This is a genomic window from Polaromonas sp. P5_D5 (assembly GCF_054049435.1).
In genome coordinates this window covers 162,215-185,555 of record NZ_JBFUMJ010000006.1, presented here as the reverse complement: position 1 = coordinate 185,555, position 23,341 = coordinate 162,215, and the positions used below count along the sequence as shown (strand labels likewise).

At 63.8% G+C, this 23,341-nt stretch carries 17 protein-coding genes; 7 read left to right on the top strand and 10 right to left on the bottom strand.

Features of this window, described 5'->3' with window-relative positions:
- The first annotated feature begins 42 nt into the window (after positions 1-42).
- Positions 43-549, top strand: coding sequence for a D-glycero-beta-D-manno-heptose 1-phosphate adenylyltransferase (gene rfaE2 / locus ACXJKE_RS20575; protein WP_457282436.1), 507 nt, complete (start codon positions 43-45; stop codon positions 547-549).
- A 66-nt stretch (positions 550-615) separates the two neighbouring features.
- Here the strand turns inward: rfaE2 and ACXJKE_RS20570 are convergent, their stop codons facing one another.
- The 8 genes from ACXJKE_RS20570 to glnE form a co-directional block, all read right to left on the bottom strand.
- Complete coding sequence (locus ACXJKE_RS20570) at positions 616-1,848, bottom strand: beta-ketoacyl-[acyl-carrier-protein] synthase family protein (protein ID WP_457282435.1); 1,233 nt, start codon at positions 1,846-1,848, stop codon at positions 616-618.
- Between the two features lie 26 nt (positions 1,849-1,874).
- Positions 1,875-2,114, bottom strand: a complete 240-nt coding sequence (locus ACXJKE_RS20565; RefSeq protein ID WP_457282434.1) for an acyl carrier protein — start codon at positions 2,112-2,114, stop codon at positions 1,875-1,877.
- A 114-nt stretch (positions 2,115-2,228) separates the two neighbouring features.
- Entirely contained in the window at positions 2,229-3,275 is a 1,047-nt protein-coding gene (locus ACXJKE_RS20560) for an SDR family oxidoreductase (RefSeq protein ID WP_457282433.1), read from the bottom strand.
- 156 nt (positions 3,276-3,431) lie between these two features.
- Complete coding sequence (locus tag ACXJKE_RS20555; protein ID WP_457282432.1) at positions 3,432-6,554, bottom strand: efflux RND transporter permease subunit; 3,123 nt, start codon at positions 6,552-6,554, stop codon at positions 3,432-3,434.
- 11 nt (positions 6,555-6,565) lie between these two features.
- Positions 6,566-7,744 carry an efflux RND transporter periplasmic adaptor subunit gene (locus tag ACXJKE_RS20550; protein ID WP_457282431.1) on the bottom strand — a complete coding sequence of 393 codons (1,179 nt, stop codon included), beginning with the start codon at positions 7,742-7,744 and terminating at the stop codon, positions 6,566-6,568.
- A 50-nt stretch (positions 7,745-7,794) separates the two neighbouring features.
- Positions 7,795-9,321: an efflux transporter outer membrane subunit gene (locus ACXJKE_RS20545; protein ID WP_457282430.1), complete on the bottom strand. Its 1,527-nt coding sequence runs from the start codon at positions 9,319-9,321 to the stop codon at positions 7,795-7,797.
- The gene (locus tag ACXJKE_RS20540) at positions 9,308-10,066 is read right to left on the bottom strand and encodes a CerR family C-terminal domain-containing protein (RefSeq protein WP_457282429.1); all 759 of its coding nucleotides are present in this window, start codon (positions 10,064-10,066) and stop codon (positions 9,308-9,310) included. Before ACXJKE_RS20540 ends, ACXJKE_RS20545 begins: the two co-directional genes overlap by 14 nt.
- 45 nt (positions 10,067-10,111) lie before the next feature.
- Positions 10,112-12,934 (bottom strand): bifunctional [glutamate--ammonia ligase]-adenylyl-L-tyrosine phosphorylase/[glutamate--ammonia-ligase] adenylyltransferase, encoded by a 2,823-nt coding sequence (glnE, locus tag ACXJKE_RS20535; RefSeq protein WP_457282428.1) that lies wholly within the window; start codon positions 12,932-12,934, stop codon positions 10,112-10,114.
- Positions 12,935-13,007: 73 nt separating this feature from the next.
- On the opposite strand from glnE, the gene ACXJKE_RS20530 reads away from it, so the two are divergent.
- From ACXJKE_RS20530 to ACXJKE_RS20515, 4 genes are read left to right on the top strand one after another with little or no spacing between them, the layout of a single operon-like run.
- Complete coding sequence (locus ACXJKE_RS20530; RefSeq protein ID WP_457282427.1) at positions 13,008-17,213, top strand: YhdP family protein; 4,206 nt, start codon at positions 13,008-13,010, stop codon at positions 17,211-17,213.
- Positions 17,214-17,215: 2 nt separating this feature from the next.
- Positions 17,216-18,022: a carbon-nitrogen hydrolase family protein gene (locus ACXJKE_RS20525; RefSeq protein WP_457282426.1), complete on the top strand. Its 807-nt coding sequence runs from the start codon at positions 17,216-17,218 to the stop codon at positions 18,020-18,022.
- 10 nt (positions 18,023-18,032) lie between these two features.
- Complete coding sequence (locus ACXJKE_RS20520) at positions 18,033-20,126, top strand: two-component system sensor histidine kinase NtrB (protein WP_457282425.1); 2,094 nt, start codon at positions 18,033-18,035, stop codon at positions 20,124-20,126.
- 10 nt (positions 20,127-20,136) lie between these two features.
- Entirely contained in the window at positions 20,137-20,763 is a 627-nt protein-coding gene (locus ACXJKE_RS20515; protein WP_457282424.1) for a response regulator transcription factor, read from the top strand.
- A 19-nt stretch (positions 20,764-20,782) separates the two neighbouring features.
- On the opposite strand, the gene ACXJKE_RS20510 is transcribed toward ACXJKE_RS20515, so the two are convergent.
- Positions 20,783-20,986, bottom strand: a complete 204-nt coding sequence (locus ACXJKE_RS20510; RefSeq protein ID WP_457282423.1) for a hypothetical protein — start codon at positions 20,984-20,986, stop codon at positions 20,783-20,785.
- Here ACXJKE_RS20510 and mltA point away from each other — a divergent pair.
- Positions 20,976-22,121: a murein transglycosylase A gene (gene mltA / locus ACXJKE_RS20505; protein ID WP_457282422.1), complete on the top strand. Its 1,146-nt coding sequence runs from the start codon at positions 20,976-20,978 to the stop codon at positions 22,119-22,121. The two genes, ACXJKE_RS20510 and mltA, sit on opposite strands and share 11 nt — an antisense overlap.
- Positions 22,122-22,156: 35 nt before the next feature.
- Positions 22,157-22,495, top strand: a complete 339-nt coding sequence (locus ACXJKE_RS20500) for a hypothetical protein (RefSeq protein WP_457282421.1) — start codon at positions 22,157-22,159, stop codon at positions 22,493-22,495.
- A gap of 80 nt (positions 22,496-22,575) precedes the next feature.
- Here the strand turns inward: ACXJKE_RS20500 and ACXJKE_RS20495 are convergent, their stop codons facing one another.
- Positions 22,576-23,232 carry a hypothetical protein gene (locus tag ACXJKE_RS20495; protein WP_457282420.1) on the bottom strand — a complete coding sequence of 219 codons (657 nt, stop codon included), beginning with the start codon at positions 23,230-23,232 and terminating at the stop codon, positions 22,576-22,578.
- Positions 23,233-23,341 lie beyond the last annotated feature (109 nt).

Sequence of the window (23,341 nt, the reverse complement as noted above, 5' to 3'; positions counted from 1 at the left end):
AGAAGCCGGGTGGTGGTCCAGGCCTTCCGTTAAAGTGGCGGGATGCCCAGCGAGCCCCCTACCCCCTCCTCTACCCACTTCCTGCAAAAAATAGTCCCCCGCGAAGAAGCGCGGCAGCGGCTTGCTTCAATGCCGCATCCCGTTGTCTTTACCAATGGGGTGTTTGATGTCTTGCACCGCGGGCATGTCACCTACCTGGCCGACGCACGCGCGCTGGGCGCAAGCCTGGTGGTGGCGCTGAACACCGATGCCTCGGCGCGGCGGCTGGGCAAGGGCCCTGACCGGCCGCTCAACAACGAACACGACCGCGCCGCCATGATGGCTGCGCTGGAGTCGGTGAGCCTGGTCACCTGGTTTGACGAAGACACGCCGCTTGAACTGATCCGTGAGCTCCAGCCGGATCTGCTGGTGAAGGGCGGAGACTACGACATGGACAAACTGGCAGAGACCGCGGTGGTCAAGGCGTATGGCGGCAGCGCCCGGGCGATCCCGTTTGTGGATGGCTATTCGACGACGGCCCTGGTGAAAAAAATCCGCGCCACGCGCTGATCCGCTGATATCAGCCGGTATCTGGGAGAGCCCGGCCGGCTCTTCTTCGGAGGGTGATGATCGCCCTCAGGCGGACTTCGCCACCAGCACGGCGTTGGAGCCGCCAAAGGCAAACGAGTTGGACATCACCGCGCGCAGGCCGTTCGCATCGCGCGCTTCCAGCGGTATGTAGTCCAGGTCACAACGCGGATCGGGGTTCACCAGGAATGCTGTTGGCGGCAGCTGCCCCGCGCGCAGTGCCATCACACTCGCAATGAATTCCATGGCGCCCGCAGCGCCCATGGCGTGGCCGTGCACCCCTTTGCTGGAGCTGATGGGCAGGCGCCCGGCCAGGTCCTTGAAGGCCAGCTTGATGGCGCTGGTTTCGATGACATCACCGACATCGGTGGCGGTTCCGTGGGCATTGAGGTAACCGATGTCGGCGGCCTGCAGTCCCGCGTCTTTCAGCGCCAGCGTCATGGCGAGTGATTGCCCCTGGGCGTCGGGCTGCGTCAGGTGATGGGCGTCGGTGGTGGATGCGTAGCCGCAAAGTTCGGCCAGGATATTGGCGCCGCGCCGTTTGGCGCTTTCCCATTCTTCCAGGACCAGCATGGCGGCGCCTTCGGCCAGCACCAGACCGGAGCGGTCAACCGAAAATGGACGGCACGAGGTTTCGGCGCCTTCGGCATGGGGCTTGGCCAGCGTGTGCATGGCTTGCCAGGCCTTGATGGTGCCGCGGTTCAGCAATGCCTCGGAACCTCCGGCCAGCATGGCGTCGGCATAACCGTGGCGGATCTGCCGGAAAGCTTCGCCAATGGAGGTGGCCGACGATGCGCAGGCATTGGAAACTGTGCTGCTGGGGCCCTTCAACCCGAACTCCATGGACACATGGGCGGCAATGGCGTTGTGCATGGCCAGCACGACCGTCATGGGGCGCAGCCGCGCCACTTTTTGCTCCAGCAATGCCGTGTAAGCCACATCCGTCGATCCTGCGCCGCCGCTGCCTGTGCCCAGCGAGACGCCGAAACGCTCGGGTGCGAAGCCGCCCTCAGGGCCCCATCCAGCCTGCGCCATGGCTTCGCGGCCAGCCACCACTGCGAGCTGGCTGACCCGGTCCATGGTCAGGAGACGGGCGCGAGGGAAATGCTGGTCCGGGTCGAACTGGACGGCGCCGGCCAGCACGCTTTCGCTGCCGGTGGGAAAGCCAATGTCAATGCCCCGGATGCCGGAGCGGGCGGAAAGCAGGGACCCGAAGAATGCGGGAGTGCCGGTTCCAACGGCGGAAACAACGCCAAGACCCGTGATGGCTACGCGACGCATGGGCGGTCTGGCGGGCCCGGCAGGGCTCAGGCGGCAGGCTTGCCTGATGGCAGCAGGGGCTCAATCAGCTGGACCATTTCGGCGAGGGTGCGCGGCGGGCTGGCCTGGTCCGGAATCTGGATGCCAAACTGGTCTTCAATCTGGAACAGAAATTCGATGACGGCGAGGGAGTCAAGACCCAGGCTCTCCAGCGTGGCATCCGGCAGCAGTTTTTCTTCGCTGATGCCAAATGTCTCGGCAAAAAGATTAATCAAATCAGAATTCATCACGAACCAGTAAATATGTAATGCGAACCGCCATTGTCCCACCATCGATATGACGGCCGGCCTCTTCGGGCCTGTAGGGGCATTTTACAAAAGCAGCCGCGTTGTTTTCGTACCTCAGGGCGTGTACATCTGCCTGACGGCGTCCGACAGGCTGAAGGTCCCCAACAATTCACCCAGATAACTAATGGGCGCAGGCGCGACAGCTGCCGCGCCAATTTCCGCCCGCAGGCGCGCATTGCTGAACACCGCATCTGCCGTAAGGAAAGGCAAATACGGCTGCAATGCTTCAAACATCCAGCGTTGGCGGGCAAACTTCGGCGTGGGCACGAAATCCCTGCCGCGCATCACCATCTTGCCGATGCCGGGCATGCTGGCTTTCAATTCTTCGGCCAGCGCTGCGAAGGTCATGGAGTCTTCGCCCGTGGACACGTGGTAGCAATCGTGCCGGAGCTCGTCCTTGAGCAGCATTTCGGCAAAGGCGCCCGCGATGAAATCCACCGGCGCGAAATCGAGTTTGCCCAGGGAATCCAGCGGCACATCACCGAGTTCGGCCATGACCGGGATGGACCACAACATGTTGCGGGCCAGTTTGGCGTCGTCAATCCCGCGCGACAGCACAATGCCCGGGCGCAAACTTACAAAAGGATGGCCTTTGCCGCGCAGCAGTGTTTCGGCATCGCGTTTGGAGCGGATGTAGTCGTTGGCATAGCCGGCAAACGGCATGTCTTCGGTAATGACGCCGCGCGGCTCGGTGGTCACTGCCGCCGTCCCGACAAAAAAACCGCGTTGTGAGGGCCGCAGGTCTTTCAGGATGCCGGAAAAATGCTCGGCGGCCCTGAGATTGATGGGATAAACCCCGGCACCGGGCTTGAACGAGGTACTGGCCGCCGAATGCAGGATGACATCGGCCGATTGGAGAACTGCCGCGCTGAGGCCAAAACCGGGCTCGACCACATCGCCGGCCTCGGCAGACACCATGTCGGCAAATTCGGGCTTCCAGAGGATGCTCTTTTTCAGGCGATCCAGCAGACGGTCACGGGCCTGGTTCGAATCGGCAGCGCGCACCACAGCAGTGCTGTAAACGCCGCGCGCAGCCAAAAGAAGCATTAATTCGCCGCCAATCAGGCCTGTTGCGCCCGAAAGCAGTACGCGTTTTGACATGTTAAGAAATGTAAAGCTGAACCTGCAAGTATAAGCGAGGGGTATTGGACGGTCAGCCCTAATTCACTCGGACGGACCTGTCCAAATCAGCAAAATTACACGTCTGATCCGCCTTTTACAAAGCGGTACGCGGCTGTATGTGCATTACTTTGCAGCTTATGGGGCGCCTGATTCAGCGGCGGGCTGGCCGTTTTCAGGCTTTTCACTGCCGTGGCCGCGCAATCTTGCCGCCATGCGCTTGATCAGCCGCTCCAGGTCGTCGATATAGGTAAACACGGCAGGCACCACCAGCAGGCTGAGCACGGTGGAGGTGATCAGGCCGCCGATCACCGCGATCGACATCGGTGAGCGAAAGCTGGAGTCGGCCGCGCCGAAGCCCAGGGCAATCGGCATCATGCCCGCCCCCATGGCCAGCGTGGTCATGATGATGGGCCGCGCCCGCTTGTGGCAGGCGTCCAGCAGGGCGTCCCAGCGCGACAGGTTGTGGTCGCGCCGCGCGACGATGGCGTATTCCACCAGCAGGATGGAATTCTTGGTCGCGATCCCCATCAGCATGATCAGCCCGATCAGCGAGGGCATGGAAAAACTCTTCTGCGCGATCAGCAGGCCGACAAAGGCGCCGCCCAGGGAAAGGGGTAGAGCGGCAAGAATGGTCACCGGGTGCAGGAAATCCTTGAACAGCAGCACCAGCACGATGTAAATGCAGAGCACGCCTGTCAGCATGGCCAGGCCGAAGCTGGCAAACAGCTCGCCCATGACCTCGGCATCGCCGACCTCCACCACCTTGACGCCGGCCGGCAGGTTCTTGACGGACGGCAGCAGTTTCACGGCTTCGGTGATGTCCCCCAGCGCCCGGCCCGACAGCTCGATCTCGAACTTGACATTTCGGGAACGGTCGTAGCGGTCAATCACGGCCGGGCCGGCTGTGATTTCCAGGCTCGCCACCTGACCCAGCATGACGGGCCCGACACCCGGCTTGACGCTTGGAACCGCGAGGCGCTCCAGCACGCTGAGGTCCTTGCGTGCTGCTTCGTCCAGCTTGACGACGATAGGCACCTGTCGCTGCGAAAGGTTGAGCTTGGGAAGCGACTCTTCGTAGTCGCCTACCGTGGCGATGCGCAGGGTTTCACCCATGGCTGAACTGGTGACACCCAGGTCTGCTGCCCGGGCGAAATCCGGCTTGATGGCAATCTCGGGGCGCACCAGGCTGGCGCTGGACGAGATATTGCCCAGGCCGGGAATGGTTCGCAGGTCTTTTTCAATCGCGAGCGCCGCAGTTTGCAGGGCATTGGAGTCTTCGGCGGTCAGCATGAGGATGTAGGCCTCTCCCGAGCCGCCCAGCCCCACCTTGCTGCGCACGCCCGGAAGGGTTTCCAGCGCTGTCCGCATCTTGCTTTCAATGCCCTGCTTGCGCGGCCGTTCGCTGCGCTCGTCCAGCAGCACCGTGAGCGTGGCTTTGCGGGTTTCTGCCGCCCCCTGCATGGCAAACGGGTCTGTACCAGCTGAGCCGCCACCGATGGTGGTGTACACGCTCTTGACGTGCTTTACCTTGCTGATCAGCAGGCGCGCATGTTCAGCCGAGGCCTTGGTCTGCGCCAGCGAAGCGCCCGGGGGAAGCTCGAGATAAACCTGGGTTTGCGAATTGTCATCGGGCGGGATGAAGCCGGTCGGCAGCAACGGGATCAGCATGACCGAACCGAAGAAAAAGACCGTAGCCGCCGCCATGGTCACTACCCGGTGTTTCATGCACCAGGCCGCTGCGCGCATATAGGTGTTCATCCACTTTGGGTCGGAATGGGCTCCTACCATGGGCTTGAGGATGTAGGCTGCCATCATGGGGGTCAGCACGCGTGCCACCACCAGTGAGGCAAACACCGCCAGCGAGGCCGTCCAGCCGAACTGCTTGAAGAATTTTCCCGCTACGCCGCTCATGAAGGCGGTGGGCAGGAACACGGCGATCAGCGTGAACGTGGTGGCCACCACGGCCAGGCCGATTTCGTCGGCCGCCTCCATGGCGGCTTCGTACGGCGACTTGCCCATGCGCAGGTGCCGCACGATGTTTTCGACCTCCACAATGGCATCGTCGACCAGGATACCGATCACCAGCGACAGCGCGAGCAGGGTGATGACGTTGATCGAAAAGCCGAGCAGGTGCATGCCGATGAAAGCCGGGATCACCGACAGCGGCAACGCAACGGCTGACACAAAGGTGGCGCGCCAGTCCCGCAGGAACAGCCACACCACCAGCACCGCCAGAATGCCGCCTTCGTACAGCAGGTGCATGGAGCCGTCATATTCCTCCTGCACTGGCGTGACGAAATTGAAGGCTTCGTGGACTTCCACTTCAGGGTACTGCTGCTTCAGTTCGGCCAGCGCCGCCTGCACGGCCGCGCCGACCGCCACTTCGCTTTCGCCCCGGCTGCGGGACACCTCAAAGCCAACGACAGGCTTGCCGTCGAGCAGCGCGGCGGCGCGCGGTTCGGCGGTCGTGTCGCTCACGGTGGCGACCTCGCTGAGGCGGATACGCCGTCCGTCGCTGAGCGCCAGCTCAAGCTGGGCCAGCTCCTGCGCGGACTTGACCGTCGCCAGCGTGCGCATGGGTTGTTCGCTGCCGCCCAGGTCGGCGCGCCCACCTGCGCTTTCGGTTTGCACCTGCCGCAACTGGCGGGAAATGTCGGAAGCTGTCGCGCCCAGGGCCTGCAGCTTGGAGGGATCCAGCGCGATGCGGACTTCGCGTGAGACGCCGCCCACGCGGTTCACCGCACCGACGCCGCGCACCGCCAGCAGCTTGCGCGAGATGTCGTTGTCGACAAACCACGACAGCGCCTCCTCGTCCATGCGCGGTGAGCGGATGGTGAAAGCCAGCACCGGCTGGCTGGCCAGGTCCATCTTGCTGACCACCGGATCGCGCACGTCGCCGGGCAATTCGCTGCGCACTTTCGACACGGCCGCGCGCACATCGTCCACGGCTTCCTGTACCGGCTTTTCCAGCCGGAATTCGGCGGTCACGGTCACGCCGCCGTCCTGCACCTTGGTGTAGATGTGCTTGAGGCCCTGCACGGTGGCAATGGAATTTTCAAGCTTGCGGGCCACTTCCGTCTCGAGCTGGGCGGGGGCGGCGCCCGGCAGCGATGCCGCAACCGTCACGGTCGGCAGGTCGATGTCGGGAAAGTTCTGCACCTTCATCGCCTTGAACGACAGCATGCCGGCGAATGTCAGCAGCACAAACAGCATGACGGCGGGTATCGGGTTCTTGATTGACCAGGAGGAGACGTTCATCGAGTCGCTCCTTATTTGATAGCTGCTTGCGCACGACTGGCGGGCGCTACGGCTGGATTTACCGTAATTCCAGGGGTGGCGTCGCTGACCCGGACCAGGTCGCCGTCATTGAGGAACCCCGCCCCGCTGACGATCACCCGTGTATCGGCAGTGAGACCGGAGGTAATTTCGACCCGGTCGCCGGCGAGCCGGCCGGTCTGCACCTTGAGCTGGCTGATGCGGTTGTCCGGGTTGAGGCGAAAGACATAGTTGAACCCGTCGCGCACGACCAGCGCAGGTTGCGGGATGGTCAGCGCGGAGGTGCTGCCCAGATCGAATTCGCCGCGGGCAAACATGCCGGCCTTGGCCGGAGAGGCCATGCCTGCCGAAACCGGAAGGTCCACATAGACCAGCGCCGCGCGGGTCTGCGGGTCCACGCTCGGAGCGATCATGCGCACCCGGCCCTTGAGTTCGGCGCCGCTGGCCGCCACCACGCTGGCAACCGTGCCGGCCTTGATCCTGCCCAGCTCAGCCGAGGTGACTTCCGCGCGCCATTCGAGGCGGCCGCCCCGGATCAGGCGGAACAGCTCGGTGCCTGCCGGCACCACCGAGCCTACCGTTGCGGTGCGTGCGGAGATCACGCCGTTGTCGGGCGCCAGCACCTGCGTGTTTTTACCGCGTACCTGCTGCACCTCAAGGAGTGCCCTGGCTGCCTCGACACGTGCCTTGGCGGTTTGCTCGGCGGTGTTGTACTGGTTGATCTGCTGCTCGCTTAAAGCGCCCGAACTCGCCAGCGTGCGCGCACGCGCGGCGTTGTCCGCCGCATCGGCCGCGTTGGCCTGGGCCTCGATCAGGCTGGCTCTGGCTTGGGCCGTGTCCGCCTGCACGCTGTCGCCCGAGAACACCGCCAGCACTTGCCCGGCCTTGACCTGGTCGCCCACATTGGCCTGCACCTGCACCAGCCGCAAGCCGTTCGATTCGGAGCCGATCACGGCCTCCTGCCAGGCGGTGATATTGCCGTTGGCGCTGAGTTTCACCGGCAAGGTCACTTGAGACGGCAGCGCGGTGGCGACAGTCAGTGCCGGCTTTGCGGTGACTGCCTTGTCTTCTTTTGCGTTGGCCTTCAGAAGGAAAAAAGCTGCGGCCCCGGCAACGAGCACGGCACCGGCGATCACAGCGAGAGCGACGGGTTTTAGTTTGAAGTTTGGCATGGTGTTCAAAGGATCTGTCAATAGGTGTGGCAGGGTCGGCAAACCGCGCCTCAGGGGGCAGTGAGGGCAGCAGGGGTGAAAGGTGCCGGCACATCGGAGACCAGCGGCGGCACAGGGGGTTCGGCGGTGGTCCAGCCGCCGCCGAGCGCCCGGTACAGCGCAACCCAGGCGCTGCGCCGGTCACGTTGCAGCGTGACCAGGGCGCTTTGTGCGGCCAGCAGGGTGCGACGGGCGTCTTCAAGTTCGACCAGGCTCGCCAGCCCGCTCTTGTAACGGGCTTCGGTGCCGACGAATGACGCGCGGTAGCCTTGTGTGGCGACCAATGCATCCTGGCTGCGCTCGGCCGTGCTTTGCAGATTGACCAGCGCTTCCTCGACTTCCCGCACGGCCTTTCGCACGCTGCCGCGGTATTGGGCGGCGGCGTCCTCGTAGCGCGCCTTGGCGGCTTCTACATTGGCCTCACTGGCGCCGCCGTCAAAGATCGGGATGGTCAGCTGCAGTGGCCCGACGGTCCAGGTGTCAAAGCGTTGCGTGGTGCTGGCCGTGTATGACTTGTTGGCCGCAACCGAGCCGCTCAGGTTGAGCCTTGGAAAGCGCTGCGCGCGTGCACTGCCGACTTCCAGGTGGGCGGCGTCCACTTCGCGTGCCGCATTGAAGATATCGGGCCGCTGGGCCAGCACTTCCGCCGGCACGCTGATGACAGGCGCTACCGATTCCAGTGTCAGGTCGACCGGTGTGCTGGCCAGTTTTTGCCGCAGTGCGGGTTCATCGATGGCAGTCAGGGCCACCAGTGCCTTGACATCCAGGTCGCACAGTGCGCGCTGCTGGATGGCGTTGCTGTTGCCTTCGGCCGCGCTGGCCCTGGCCAATGCCGCGGTGGCGGGCGCCTGAAAACCTGCCTTGGTGCTGAGTTCCGCCAAACGCGCAGTTTCACCCCGGGATGTGGCATCGGAGCGCGCTACCTCGAGCAGCTTTTCGCAAGCGCGCAGGCTGTAGTACTGGGTGGCGACCTCGGCGGCGACCGATACGCGTGCCGAATGCCACAGCGCCTGGGAGCCTTCCAGCCGCTGCTGATCGGCATCCCGGCTCGCGGCGTACTGACCGAAGAGATCGATTTCCCAGGAGGTCTGCAAACCCGCCTGGGCGGTTGTGGAAATAGGTGGCGCTGCACGGTTCACGGGCGCCGAGCGTCCGCGGCTGACGCTGGCGGTGCCATCGAGTGTGGGCAGCATGGCCGCGCCCGAGGCCACGCGTGAAGCCCGCGCCTGTTCGATGTTGGAGCGCGCGGTGGAAACAGTCGGACTGACCGATTCCGCCGCCATGATCAGTTCCACCAGCAAGGGATCATTTTGCTGCTGCCACCATTGCGACAGCCCTTTCAGGCTGCCGCCGTGGGGCAATGCGGCTGTGGTGCCCGCCGCCGGCAAGGGTGTTTGCCAATGCGCGGGAATCGAGACAGAAGGTGGCGTGTGCGGATTGTCGGAAGCGCAGCCGCCCAGCAACAGCGCGCATGCGCCGAACAGCGGCGCCGCTGTCAGCAAGCGCAAGCGTTCGCGTCCGGAGTCAGTTTTTTTCATGGTGTGCTGTTTTCAATCGCGGCGTGGCGGCCACGGGGTAATCGGAAAGGTGATTTCGGCGTGCCATTTCGACGCCCACCATGGCTTCGGCATACGCCACCAGGCTGACAGCCCACTGCTCCAGGGCTTCAGGTGTTCCGAACAGCTGGGGCCGGATCGCTTCCACGACCTCGCGGCTGAGGAACATCTGAAGTGCCAGACCGGTGATGGAAAACGCCAGCCTGTGCACCTCGTCGTCGGCTTTTGTGACGTCTAAATGGCGGCACAGCACAATAACCAGCGCGGTATGCGCCGGCTTGATGCCCTGGTCGATTTCTTCGGCCCACAGGCCTGTGGGTTCCAGCATCTCGCGAAAGTGGAGCTTCATGCACAACTGCACCAGTTCACCCTGGCGCAAAGGTTCGAGGAAGCTCGAAAAAAAGCCTTCAAGGGACTGCCGCAAGGTGAAATGGGGCTGGTTGTACAGCGCAATGTCATCGCGCGCGCTGCCCATCGGTTCGGTGAAAACGGCCCGGTACAAGCCGGCCTTGTCGCCAAAGTAATAGCTGATCGCCGCCACGTTGGCCCCTGCAGCATGGGCGATATCGCGAATCGAGGTTTTGGCAAATCCTTTTTCGGAAAACAGCCTGAGTGCCGCGAGCAACAGGTGCGCCCTGGCGTGCGCGCCGTCGGAGCGCTGTTTTCGGCTTTCGCCTTCAGGCTTGGCTGAGCGCGAAGGTGTTTGAGAGGGCAGGTCGGGTGTCATGTGCCCGGATTAGAGCACATTAATCAAACAGTCGATTGAATTAAATCAATTGTTTGATTTGAAGGTGGCGACCCACAGTTGCTGGATCGCGCCGCGCTCTGCCTCAAGCGCAGGCGGGTTGACCTGGGTGGGTTCTTCGTTGAGGCGTGCGCGGTGCTGCACACGCCGCAGTTCGCGGTAGGCGCTTGCCGCCCGCTGGCCGACGCCGGTCGGCAGCAGGCCGGCCGTTTCTGCGCGTTGCAGGAGCGAGATGTTGCCGACGTTGTCCCTCAGTTCCGGGTGCCGGGCTGATTGGGAAAGCACCAGGAACTGCACGGCGAACTCAGCGTCCACCATGCCGCCCGCACTGTGCTTGACGTCAAATTTTTCAGCCTTGAGCGGAGGCGGGCCTGAGACGGATCCGCCTGTGGGGCTTGGCGTTGCGTGGAGGCTTTTGACCGGATGGGCGTCGCGAACCTTTTCGCGCATGGCCACAATTTCGTTGCGCAGCGCAACGATGTCGCGCGGGGCGGTGATAACGGTCTGCCGGACTTCGTCAAACCGCAGGCGCAGCGACTCGTCACCCAACACGAAGCGCGCACGTGTCATGGCCTGGTGTTCCCAGGTCCAGGCGGTATTGCTGCCGCGCTGCTGCTGGTAGCGGGTATAGGCCTCAAAACTGGTGACCAGCAAGCCTGAATTGCCGTTGGGGCGCAAAGCGGTATCGATTTCAAACAGGTCGCCTTCGCCGGTCTTGATGGTCAACCAGTTGATCAGCTTGCGCACAAATGCCGCATAGACTTCGGGGGCCCGCTCGTCGTCGTCCTCATAGACGAACACGATGTCGAGATCGCTGCCGTAACCCAGTTCTTTGCCGCCCAGCTTGCCGTAGGCAATGATGGCGAACTGCGGTGTTTCACGGTGCCGGTTCTTCAGGCGCTGCCAGCACCAGTCGGTGGTGATGCTCAGCACCGCTTCGGCGAGAGCCGTCAGATCATCGGCCACCTGCTCGACGGTGAGTACATCTTCCAGGTCGCGCGCCAGGGTGCGGAACACTTCCGCATGGTGGGCGCGGCGCAGCAGGTTCAGGCAGGTTTCCTCGTCGTCCTCGCCGGTGCTCCTGAGTGCGGCCAGGCGCTGTTGCAGGTCACGCGCGAAGGCTGTGCCGTCAAAGCGTTCCCTGAGCAGCTCGTCGCTGGCCAGTTCATCAATGACGCCGGGGTGCTGCAGCAGGTAGCGTGCGGGCCATTTGGCGGCCCCCAGCAGGCGCAGCAGGCGCTCATGCACCGCAGGCCGTTCCAGCAGCAGCGCCAGGTAGCTCTCCCGCCTCAGGAGCGGCTCTATCCAGTCGATGATGCGCACCGCCGCTTCCTCGGTGACCGTGCCTTCCGCCAGCCAGGCGGCGGTGCGCTGCACCAGCCGCGCCAGGCGGGCGCGGGAATCTTCGCGCAAGGCCAGCACCCGCGGATGCTGGCGCCACAGCGCCAGGCGCGCGCGAAACTGTTCCGGCCATTGTTCCGACAATTGCTCCAGCAAGTCTTCGAGCTGCTGCGGCGCTGCCTTGGCCGTTTTTCCGCAGCCTTTGCAGTCGGGCTTGCCGCCCAGCAATTTGTCGAATTCCCCGGCCACCAGCTCCCGGTGGGTGTCCAGTTCGCTGAGGAAAAGGCAGCAATTGCTGTAGCCCAGCGTTTCTGCGATCCACGCCAGGTCGTCATCACGCGTGGGCAGGACATGGGTCTGCTGGTCATCGAGGTACTGGATGCGATGCTCCACGCGGCGAAGAAAATCATAGGCCCGTGCCAGCGCATCGGCGGTTTCCTGCAGCATCAGGCCCGCGCGCGCCACACGCTGCAAGGCGTCGACCGTGGGGCGGGTGCGCAGCTCGGGAAACTGCCCGCCGCGCACCACCTGGAGCAATTGCACGGTGAATTCAATTTCGCGAATGCCGCCGCGCGACATCTTCACGTCGTTGGCCCGCTCCGGGTGGCCGGCGCAGCGCTTGGCGGCATGCTCGCGGATTTGCCGGTGCAAGGTGCGCAGCGCATCGAAGACGTTGTAGTCAAGGTAGCGCCTGAAGACGAAGGGCAGCACGGAGCCGCGCAGGGCCTGCGCCGAGCCGTCCTGCACGCATTCAAGCGGCGCCACCACCCGGCTCTTGAGCCAGGCAAAGCGTTCCCATTCACGACCCTGTGCCTGGAAATACTCCTCAAGCGCGCTCAGCGAAATGGCCGCCGGTCCGGAGCTTCCGTTGGGCCGGAGCGCCAGGTCCACCCGAAACACAAAACCATGCTCCGTGGCATCACCAATCAGGCTGAAGACGGCTTTGACCTGGTGCGCGAAGTACTCGTGGTTGGATATCTGCCCGCGGCCATCGCTGCGCCCCCGGGTTTCGCCGTCGTGGTCGTAGACATAAATGAGGTCGATGTCGCTGGAAACGTTGAGTTCGCGCGCACCCAGCTTGCCCATGCCCACGACCCACATGCGCGCACGCTCCCCGTCGGGGCCTTGCGGTGCGCCATGGAGCCCGTCAAGTTCAGCGCCCGACTCGCGCATGGCGACATCCAGGGCCAGCTCGGCCAGCTCGGTCATGGCGCAGGTCACCACGGCAAGTGGGGCCTGGCTTTCGAGGGCGCCGTCACAGTCGAGCACCACCAGCCTTTCCATGACCAGCTGGCGAAGCACCCGAAGCGCCGCGCCTGTCGCCATGCCCTGCGCCAGCAGCGCGTCCAGCGCGACCTGCATGGCGGCGCGCACGGGGGCGCCCGCAGGCAGGAGGAAGAGTTGATCGGCGTAGCGGCGGCGGATGCGCTGAACGAACCGTGAATAGTCCGACGCGGCTGGCCCGGCGGCGAATAAGGTATCAGGGCAGGCGGTTTGGGCGACGGTCATCACACTACTTCACAAAACTTCATGGTTCACTGCCGGGCGAACGCTGGCCCCGGCGGTCATAATTCTCATGTCAATGGAGCCAACGATCCCCAGCCTGCCTACCCCGCCGCCGCAACGACTGCGATGGCTTGCTCTTACCCTGCGCGTGTTGCTGTGGCTTGTTGCCACGGCCTGGGTGCTCTTTGGCCTGACCTGGTTCGTGCTGCATGGCTGGATTGTGCCGCGAATCGGGGAGTTTCGTCCGCGCCTGGAAATAGAGGCCAGCAAGGCTTTGGGGGTGCCTGTTCGCATTGGCGGAATCACCGCACATTCCCAGGGGATGATTCCTTCGTTCGAGTTGCGCGACGTGACCCTGCTCGACGCCCAAGGGCGCGAGGCCCTGCGGCTGCCGGTGATTCTCGGCGCCCTGTCCGCCTCTTCGATCTGGGGGTTGGGCTTTGAGCAGCTTTACATCGACAAGCCCGAGCTGGACATACGCCGAACCGCTGACGGGAAGATCTATGTCGGCGGCCTCGATGTTTCGCAGGACCGGGCGGCCGGCGAGAGCGCCGCTGCCGACTGGTTCTTCTCGCAGACCGAGTTTGTCATGCGAGGCGGCACCGTGCGCTGGACAGATGAAATGAATCCGGCCCCCCCCCTGGCGTTGACGCAGGTTGACTGGGTGATGCGCAATACGCGGCGGCGCCACCTCATGCGCCTGGATGCCACACCCCCTGCAGAATGGGGTGACCGCTTCACTGTCAGGGGCATATTCCGCCAATCGCTGCTATCAAGCAGCGCCGGTGATTTTGATGCCTGGACAGGCCAGCTATTTGCCGGGTTCGACCGGGTGGATGCGTCCCGCATCAGGCCGTACCTCAATCTGGACGCACTGGGCATTGAGCTGACCCGCGGGAATGGCGCGCTCCGCGCATGGGCAGATATTTCCCAGGGCCGGGTGACCGGCGGCACGGCCGATGTGGCACTGCAGGATGTAGATGCTCGCCTGGGTGCCAAGCTGCAGCCTTTGGCCTTTGATTTTGTCGCCGGGCGTGTGGGCGGCGGCCAGCGTACCAATGGGTTTGATTTCAATACCGAAGGCCTGCGCTTTCGCACCCGCGATGGCCTGCAGTGGCCGGGCGGCAATGTGGCGCTGGTGCATACGGGGGACGAGGCCGGCGTTGCGCAGCACACTGAACTCAAGGCAGACAAGCTCGATCTTGCAGCGCTCGCGCAGATTGCCAATCGCCTGCCGCTCGATGCTCCCGTCCATGGGCTGATCACTTCTTTTGCCCCGAAGGGACTGGTCGAAAGCGTAGAGGCCCGCTGGCAGGGACCGCTGGATGCCCCCACCACCTATGCCGCAAAGGGACGCGTTGCCGGGCTGAGTATTGCTGCCCTGCCCGCGCCGCCCAGTCCGGCGTCAGCGCATCCCAAGCCCGGCAGGCCGGGAATCAGCGGCGCCACCATTGACTTTGACCTGACGCAAGCGGGTGGACGGGCCGGCGTCAAGATACTCAACGGCTCGCTCGACCTGCCGGGGGTGTTTGAGGATTCGCTGGTGCCGTTTGACCAGCTTTCCGCCGAGACGCAATGGAAGTTTGCGGGCCGGAAAATCGAAGCGCAGCTGAACAACCTGCGATTTGCCAATGCCGACGCGCAGGGAGAAGCGCAAGCCGCATGGCATACCGACGACGTGGTTTCCAGCAAGCCGCATGCTGCAGATGCAGCAGACCCCAGATTCCCGGGTGTGCTGGATCTGCAGGGCGTTTTGAGCCGCGGTGATGGCGAGCGGGTACACCGTTACTTGCCGCTGGTATTGCCGGACCGGGTGCGCCACTATGTGCGTGACGCGGTCGTGCAAGGCCAGGTCAGCGACGTGAAGTTCAAGGTCAAGGGGCCGCTGGCGCAATTGCCTTTCACCAACCCGGCGCAAGGGGACTTCCGGGTGACCGCCAAGGTGCGGAATGGGCACTATGCCTATGTGCCCAAATCCATACAGCCAGCCGGAGCGGCGGGGTGGCCGGCCTTGACTGAACTCAACGGCGAACTGGTGTTTAACCATGCGGCACTTGAGGTCAACGACGTCACCGGCAAGGTCAATGGCCTGCCGGGTTTGCAGCTGGTCAAGGGTAATGCACGTATCCCTGACCTGACCCATGACACCACTGTCGAGGTGAACACACACCTCAAGGGGCCGCTTGCTGATGCGCTGGGGTTCGTTAACCAGTCCCCGGTTGCCGGCATGACCAATCATGTGCTGGCCAAGGCGGTTGCGGCCGGAACGGGCGAATACCGGTTCCGGCTGGACTTGCCTATCCACTCGATCGATAAATCCCGGGTGGAAGGAACCGTCACTCTGCCCGGCAATGACCTGCAATTTGGCCTGGATACCCCTGCGCTGACAAAACTCAAGGGCGTTGTGACCGTGAGCGAACGCGGTTTCACCGTGACAGGCGCCCAGGCACGGCTGCTTGGCGGCGACATCCGTTTTGACGGTGGCACGCGGGTGCAGGCGCGATCGCCCGGCAATGCAGAGCCGGAAAGCCTGGTGGCATTCAAGGCGCAAGGCGTTGTCACCGCTGAAGGATTGCGCCAGGCCAGGGAGCTCGGCGCGCTTTCGCGCATGGCCCAAAATGCCACGGGCAGCACGGCCTACACCGCCTCGTTGGGTTTTCGCCGTGGCGTGCCTGAGCTGGTTGTCGCCAGCAGCCTGCAAGGCATGGCGCTCAACCTGCCCGCGCCCCTGAGCAAGACCGCAGAAACGGCATTGCCGCTGCGGTTTGAGAATTCGCTTTTGCCGACCTCCATGGGGCCAGGGCAAAAACTGGAGGACCAGCTGTCGGTAACCATTGGCCGTGTGGCGTCCATCATGTATGTGCGCGACGTCAGCGGCAGTGAGCCTCGTGTGATACGGGGCGGAATCGGCGTCGGGCTGGAGCCGGGTGAGACAGTGCCCGTGCAGGAAGCCGGTGTGGCGGCCAATATCAACCTGGCCCACGTGGACCTCGATGCCTGGCAAAAAATACTGGCAGATTCTTCTTCCGGCAGCGCGCTCCAGACACCTCCACCGGTGGCTGCCACTGCGGCGACCAACCGGGCCGCTGCGAACGCGTCCCTGACTTATCTGCCGACCTCCATGGCCATTCGCGCAAAGGAGCTGGTGATTGAAGGGCGCAAGCTGAACAACGTGGTGGTGGGAGGTTCCCGTGAAGGCCTGACATGGCGTGCAAATATCGACGCGTCGGAGCTCAATGGATATGTCGAATTCCGGCAGCCTGGCGGCATAGGCGCGGGGCGGGTCTATGCGCGGCTTTCCCGTTTGAGTCTGGCCCCAGGTACGGCCAGTGACGTGGAAGCGATCCTGAACGAGCAGCCCGCCAGCATCCCTGCCCTGGACATCGTGGTGGAAGACCTGGAACTGCGCGGCAAAAAACTGGGGCGGGTCGAGATCGACGCCGTCAACCGCGGAGCGTCTGCCGCGGCCCGCGAGGGCGTGCGCGAATGGCGCCTGAACAAGTTCAATGTGATCCTTCCCGAGGCGGTGCTGACGGCAACGGGCAACTGGGTGGCGATCAATGCCCAGAGCGTTGCGGCAAATGCGCCGCGTGCCGCGCGCGCGGTTGCCGAGCGCCGCCGCACCGTGATGAATTTCAAGCTGGACATCGCCGACTCGGGTGAGCTGCTCAAGCGCTTTGGCATGGGTGAGGTCATTCGCCGCGGCAAGGGCAAACTGGAGGGGCAGGTCGCGTGGATGGGGTCACCTCTCAGCCTGGACTATCCCAGCATGAGCGGACAGTTCAATGTCAATGTGGAGTCGGGGCAGTTTGTCAAGGCTGACCCGGGCATCACAAAACTGCTGGGCGTGCTGAGCCTGCAGTCTTTGCCCAGGCGGCTGACCCTGGATTTCCGGGACGTTTTTTCCGAAGGCTTTGCCTTTGACTTTGTCCGCGGCGACATCAATATCAACCAGGGCGTTGCCTATACCAACAACCTGCAGATGAAGGGCGTGAATGCGGCCGTGCTGATGGAAGGCAGTGCCGATATTGCCAAGGAGACGCAGAACATCAAGGCGGTCGTGGTGCCGGAAATCAATGCCGGTACGGCTTCCCTGATTGCCACAGTCATCAATCCGGCCATCGGCCTGGGCAGCTTCCTTGCCCAGATGTTCCTGCGCCGGCCTTTGATGCAGGCGGCGACCCAGGAATTCCACATTGAAGGAACCTGGTCTGACCCGAAAATCATCAAGGTGGATCGCAAGGCACAGGCTGCAGCAGAGCCTGTTCAGGAGGTTCGTTAACCATGAAGATAGCTGCCATCCAGATGGTCTCAGGTACGCGCGTGCAGGACAACCTTGCCGCAGCCCGCAGCCTGCTTGAGCAGGCTGCGGCGCAGGGCGCCGAACTGGCCGTGCTGCCGGAGTATTTCTGCATCATGGGCTTCAAGGACACCGACAAGCTGAAAGTCCAGGAGAGCGCCGGGACGGGCTTGATACAGGACTTCCTGGGCCGGTCGGCGCGTGAGCTCGGCTTGTGGATCGTGGGCGGCACGCTGCCCATGGCCACGTCTGATCCGGCGCGCGCGCGCAACTGTTCGCTGGCCTATGCGCCGACGGGCCAATGCATCGCGCGGTACGACAAGATCCATCTTTTTCGCTTTGCGCAGGGAAAGGAAGACTATGACGAGACGCGTGTGCTGGAGCCTGGCGCGCAGCCCGTCCGGTTTGATCTGGCTTCCCGCGATGGCCATGTCTACGCTGTCGGCATGAGCATTTGTTATGACCTGCGTTTCCCGGAGCTTTACCGCGCGCTGAAGGCCGATGTGCTGCTGGTGCCCAGCGCGTTTACCTACACTACCGGGCAGGCGCATTGGGAAGTGCTGCTGCGTGCACGCGCCATTGAAAACCAGGCCTATGTCATTGCGGCGGCGCAGGGCGGCACGCATGAAAACGGCCGCCGTACCTGGGGCCACAGCATGCTGGTGGATCCCTGGGGTGAGGTGATGGCTCAGCAGGCTGAAGGCGCAGGCGTTGTTCTGGGTGAAATCTCCAGCACTCACACGGAAGGTGTGCGAAGCCGTTTGCCTGCATTGAACCATCGTTTCCTATGAGGCCGGCCGCGTGAGGCTTCCGTTTGCAAACGGCGTCAGCCGCGCCAGCAAGCGCTGGTCCTTGTGGGCGCTGCTGGTGGCGCTGCTGGTGGCGCTGCTGGGCATTCTGGTGTGGCTGGCGGGACGTTATGAGTCCAGCATGGTGCAAAGCCGGCTGGAGCATGACGCAGCGGAAGCCGTAACAGACATCCGCTCGGGACTGACGCGCAATATCCAGACCTTGCAGGCGCTGCAGTCCAGCGACCGCACGCCGGAGCCGTGGCATTCATCCGCCGCCGAGCTGCTTCGCGAGCGCCGTGAAATCATGCGGCTTGAATGGCGCAACGAAGCGCTCGATGTGCTCGGGTTTGTGGAGACGCCCTATCGCACCTCGGTGTTCGAGCGGCTCGGGCGGGGCAGTTTGCAAACCGACGTGGGCCTGACCTGCACCACGGCCCGGCGCCTGAGCGGTGCGGCTTACTCCATCAGTTATTTCATGCCGCAGCGCGATGGCCTGGGCCTGGAAGTGCTCGACATGTGCCTGCCCGTCGTGGTGGCGGGGCGACTCACGGGGTATAGCGTGGTCACCTATTCGCTGCAGGACATTCTGGGGGAACTGGTTGGCCGCCAGCTCGCCCGGGGCATCGGTCTGTCTTTTACCGAAGCGGACGGGACGCGCCTGGCCCTGCAAGGCGTGCCTTCGCGCGGCAGCCGTATCTATATTGCGCAACAGCTGCTGGACCTGCCCGGCAATACGCTGGTGGTCAGGATGGAAAGCCGGCTGGGCACGCCGGCCCTTTTCCCCAATGTGCTCACCGCGCTGGTCACGGCCATGTCACTGGCGCTGCTTGCCGTGCTGTACCTCCTCGCCAGGGATATGCGCCGCAGGCTGAAAGTCGAGCATGACCTCGGCGAGGCCCTGGCTTTTCGCAAGGCCATGGAGGACTCCGTGCTGACCGGCCTGCGCGCGCGCGACCTGCAAGGGCGCATCACTTACGTGAACCCGGCGTTTTGCAAGATGGTTGGCGTGGACGCCAAGGACCTGCTCAACCAGAGCTTTCCCTCACCCTACTGGCCACCCGAACTGGCCGGCGTGTACCAGCAGCGCCAGGAAATCCGGCTGGCAGGTAACAGCCTGCCCAGGGAGGGCCACGAGTCGGTGTTCATGCGGCGCGATGGCACGCGGTTCCCGGTGCTGATCATGGAGGCCCCGCTGATCAATGCCGTGGGCAAGCACACCGGCTGGATGAGCGCGATTCTGGACGTCAGTGAACAGCGCCGGGTGGAAGAGCTTTCCCGTGCCAGCCAGGACCGCCTGCAGGCCACCGCACGGCTGGCGATGGTTGGCGAGATGGCCTCGCTGCTCAGCCACGAACTCAACCAGCCGCTGGCCGCCATTTCAAGCTACGCCACCGGCTCACTCAACCTGCTGCAGGATGGCATGGACCATGACAAGCCGCTGGCAGCGAACGCCAGCTCAGCGGTGGCGCCGTTGTCGGAAGATTTGCAGCTGGCCATGCGCCGCATTGCAGAGCAGGCCGAACGCGCGGGAAAGGTCATCAAGAGCGTGCATGACTTCGTGAGGCGCCGCGATCAGGTGCGCGAAGCCGTGCAGCCTCGCGCCCTGCTGGACGCCATCATGCCGCTGGTGACCCTTCAGGCACGCAAGCTCGGCGTGCGCGTGGTGATCGAGGTCGACGAGACCTGCACGCCCGTGCTGTGTGACCGCACCATGGTTGAGCAAGTGCTTCTCAACCTCTCGCGCAACGGCATGCAGGCCATGCAGGCTGTGACCCATGAAGGCGGGGCGGCGGAGGCGGCCCCGCGGGAGAAAGTGCTGACGCTGCGTATCCGTCCAGCCGCATCGAACGCGCAGAGCCGCTGGGTGGAATTTTCGGTGACGGATTGCGGTGAAGGCATTCCCAGTGAAGTGGCCGAGCAGCTCTTCACGCCATTTTTCACCACCAAGGAAGAGGGCATGGGGCTGGGCCTGAGCCTGTGCCGCACGGTGATTGAGCAGCACGGCGGCTTCCTGGGGTTTGAGCCCGGCCAGCCGCGGGGTACGATTTTCAGTTTCACCTTGCCGGCGGCCCTGCCGCATGATGCAGGTGCGGATACAGCCTGAAGGACACAGCATGGAACCCATTCAAAATGCCACGGTATATATCGTCGACGACGATGCCAGCGTGCGCGACGCGCTGGCCTGGCTGCTGCGCTCGCGCCGCCTGTTGAGCGAAACCTTCGACAGTGCAGAGGCGTTCGATGCGCGCGTATCCCAGCAATTCGCGGTCAAGTCGCCTTCATGTGTGCTGCTGGATGTACGCATGGCGGGCCTGAGCGGTCTGGCCATGTTTGAGAAGCTGATTGCTTACGGCTTGCTGCCCACGCTGCCGGTGATCTTTTTGACGGGCCATGCGGACGTTCCAACGGCGGTCGACGCGGTCAAGCGCGGTGCTTTTGATTTTTGCGAAAAGCCCTTTTCAGACAACGCATTGGTAGACCGCATTGAACAGGCGCTGAACCATTCCGCCGGGGCCCTGGCGCAGCACAGCGAGTCGACGGGCCTGCAGGCCCGTCTCGACGGCCTGACAGACCGTGAGCGTGACGTGATGAAGCTGGTGGTGGGTGGGTTGCCCAACAAGCTGGTGGCGGACCAGCTTGACATCAGCGTGCGCACGGTGGAGGTCCACCGTGCCCGGGTTTTTGACAAAATGGGTGTCAAGTCGGCGGTGGAGCTGGCCAATCTGCTGCGTAACCTGTAATTGCAGCGCTGCGCCGGGCTTATTTTTTTTCGGGCTCTGCCGGGGTCTCTGAGTGGACCGATTCCTTCAATTCGCCATTTTTACGGCCCGAAAACATCGTCCACCACACAATGAACACCAGCAGCAGCAATGCCCCCAGGGCTTCGAGCAAAAGTAGGGCCATGACATTTCCTTGGATTTCAAAAGAGGCTTCGATGCTTGTGCTGCCGTCAATGCGTTCCATGCGGCTTGTCCCAATTATCGCCATTGCGGCGCTGCTTGCTTCCTGCGCAAGCCCGCCCCGGCCGCCTTCGACCGTCCCTGCGGGCGAGCCCACAGCCCCGGGCGTGCGCGCCGGCGATACCGGCCCATTGCCTGCGCCCATGGTGCAGGGGAAAAGCCGCTGGGTCGCGGTCCGCTGGGCCGAGTTGCCCGGCTTCGAGGAAGACGCGCTGTTTGAGGCCTGGAACGCCTGGCTCAAAAGCTGCGAGCGTCCCGGCCCGGGTTTTGCGCCGCTATGCGGCGATATCCGGCGCCTCAGCATTGCGTCTGCCGATGAGCAACGCAACTGGATGGTCAGGCGGCTGCAGCCCTACCGGGTGGAGAGCCTGCAAGGCGTAACCGAGGGGCTGTTGACCAGTTACTACGAGCCTGTGCTCAGGGCCAGCCGGCAGCCCGTTGCGGGTTACGAGGTGCCGCTGTACCGTCCTCCCGCATCGCTGGGCAGCCGCAAACCGTGGTTCTCCCGGCAGGAAATCGACACCCTTGCTGAAGCCAAAGCGGCGCTGCGCGGCCGCGAGATCGCCTGGCTGGCCGACCCGGTTGAGGCGATGTCGCTGCACATACAAGGCTCGGGCCGGCTGAACATCACCGAAGCCGACGGCTCGCAGCGTGTCGTGCGCGTGGCCTACGCAGGCACGAACGAGCAGCCGTTTCGCAGCGTGACCCAGTGGCTGCTGGAGCAGGGCGAAGGCCGCATGACGGCGCCCTGGGTGGAGTCCACCAAGGCATGGGTTGCGAAAAATCCGCAGCGCGCCCAGCAAATGCTCTGGAGCAACCCGCGCTACACTTTTTTCCAGGAGCAGCCGCTGAGTGAACTGGATACCGCCTTTGGACCCAAAGGTGCGCAGGGCGTGGCGCTGACACCGGGCCGTTCCATTGCAGTTGACCCGGGAAGCATTCCCTACGGCACGCCGGTGTGGCTGGCGTCCCGTGGCGGTGCGGCCAACCTGCAGAAGCTGGTGCTGGCGCAGGACACCGGCAGCGCCATTGTGGGTGCGGTCAGGGCCGATTATTTTGCCGGAACCGGCCCCGAAGCCGGCCTGCTGGCGGCACGTGTCAACCAGCCGCTGCGGCTCTGGGTGCTCTGGCCGAAGTGAGTGCTCAAAACGTTGGGCAAGCTGAAGGAGATTCCATGAAACAACTGTCGGCCCGAACCGGGATGGCCTTGGTGGGGGTGACCGGAGCGCTTGTGCTGGCAGCCTGCGCGGCGGGTGGCGGGCCTTCGCCTGCCGCGCAGTACCGCTGCGAACACGGCGCTGACTTCAAGGTGAAGTTTGTGGACGACACCGCCGTGCTGGATAGCGCCGGCGGCTCGGACCTGCTGTTTCGTGACGCAGGCGGCCAGGGTGCGCAGCAGACGGTGTACAGCAATCCGCGGATGCGCGCCGAGTTTGGCCTGGGCGCCAGCGGCCGCGAGGCGGTGCTGCGTTATCCGCTGCTGCCGCTGACGGCACACTGCGTGCGCGACTGATTCCCTGTAAAACCTCTTTGCGTTGTTGTGCGGACCTGCCGTGCCAAAACCGCTTCACCGCGATTTGTGGGCGGCTTCTTCTAGCGCACGGAGAGGCGGACTTCGACCCTCATACCGTCCCGACGGGTCGATTGCCGGCTGTCGGCGATGCCGCTGCTGCTGCCGGCGCTCGCATCGTCCGATTCGGCCACGGTGACCCATTCCCCGAGGCGAACGGTCAGCGAGGTGCTGGTGGACGATGAGGACAGGGGAGCCTGCGGCGACGAGCCTGTGCGGCTGGCCTGCCCCGCGGCCAGTTCCAGCTCCACGCTGTCGCCGCCGTACCAGGTGGGCCTGGCTGAAAAGCCGCTGTTGGCCTCGATGAACACGGTGCCGGCCTGGCGCGCCTGTACCAGCCGCAGCGGCTGGCTGTTGCCCAGGTTGATGTTGGCGTTGCGGCCATTGAGCACCAGCACGCGCTGCACCAGGTCGCGTGAATCGCTGCGCTGGCTGTCCTGGGCTGTGATCTGGGCATTGAGGCCCGAGCGGCCCGGTTGCAGCACAACACCGCCCTGCGCGCCCAAGGCACTCTGGGAGCGCAGGCTGCTGCCGGCCTGCCGCACTTCGATCTGCAGGTTGCGCATGGGTAGCGCCTCCGGACTTGCTCCTGAATTGATAGCGGGTTGCGCTTGCAGGGCGGGTGCCAGGGCCATAAAAAGCATAAAGACCAAAGAGGTGGGGCTGGAAGATGGTTTCATGCGGGGCTCCTTGAAGCGTTGTCTTGCAGGTGTTTCATGCGCTGGCTGTTGTGAACAGCGAGCGAATTTCGTGCTATTAAATCAATAGCTGGTTGCGCCCGTCAGTAAA

Bases quoted from the DNA above. Each gene is read 5' to 3' on its own strand.
- ACXJKE_RS20525 (WP_457282426.1), top strand. From the start codon at position 17,216: ATGAAGATAGCTGCCATCCAGATGGTCTCAGGTACGCGCGTGCAGGAC.
- ACXJKE_RS20540 (WP_457282429.1), bottom strand. From the start codon at position 10,066: ATGACACCCGACCTGCCCTCTCAAACACCTTCGCGCTCAGCCAAGCCT.
- ACXJKE_RS20570 (WP_457282435.1), bottom strand. From the start codon at position 1,848: ATGCGTCGCGTAGCCATCACGGGTCTTGGCGTTGTTTCCGCCGTTGGA.
- ACXJKE_RS20530 (WP_457282427.1), top strand. From the start codon at position 13,008: ATGGAGCCAACGATCCCCAGCCTGCCTACCCCGCCGCCGCAACGACTG.
- ACXJKE_RS20515 (WP_457282424.1), top strand. From the start codon at position 20,137: ATGGAACCCATTCAAAATGCCACGGTATATATCGTCGACGACGATGCC.
- glnE (WP_457282428.1), bottom strand. From the start codon at position 12,934: ATGACCGTCGCCCAAACCGCCTGCCCTGATACCTTATTCGCCGCCGGG.
- ACXJKE_RS20550 (WP_457282431.1), bottom strand. From the start codon at position 7,744: ATGCCAAACTTCAAACTAAAACCCGTCGCTCTCGCTGTGATCGCCGGT.
- mltA (WP_457282422.1), top strand. From the start codon at position 20,976: ATGCGTTCCATGCGGCTTGTCCCAATTATCGCCATTGCGGCGCTGCTT.
- ACXJKE_RS20560 (WP_457282433.1), bottom strand. From the start codon at position 3,275: ATGTCAAAACGCGTACTGCTTTCGGGCGCAACAGGCCTGATTGGCGGC.
- rfaE2 (WP_457282436.1), top strand. From the start codon at position 43: ATGCCCAGCGAGCCCCCTACCCCCTCCTCTACCCACTTCCTGCAAAAA.
- ACXJKE_RS20565 (WP_457282434.1), bottom strand. From the start codon at position 2,114: ATGAATTCTGATTTGATTAATCTTTTTGCCGAGACATTTGGCATCAGC.
- ACXJKE_RS20495 (WP_457282420.1), bottom strand. From the start codon at position 23,232: ATGAAACCATCTTCCAGCCCCACCTCTTTGGTCTTTATGCTTTTTATG.
- ACXJKE_RS20500 (WP_457282421.1), top strand. From the start codon at position 22,157: ATGAAACAACTGTCGGCCCGAACCGGGATGGCCTTGGTGGGGGTGACC.
- ACXJKE_RS20510 (WP_457282423.1), bottom strand. From the start codon at position 20,986: ATGGAACGCATTGACGGCAGCACAAGCATCGAAGCCTCTTTTGAAATC.
- ACXJKE_RS20545 (WP_457282430.1), bottom strand. From the start codon at position 9,321: ATGAAAAAAACTGACTCCGGACGCGAACGCTTGCGCTTGCTGACAGCG.
- ACXJKE_RS20555 (WP_457282432.1), bottom strand. From the start codon at position 6,554: ATGAACGTCTCCTCCTGGTCAATCAAGAACCCGATACCCGCCGTCATG.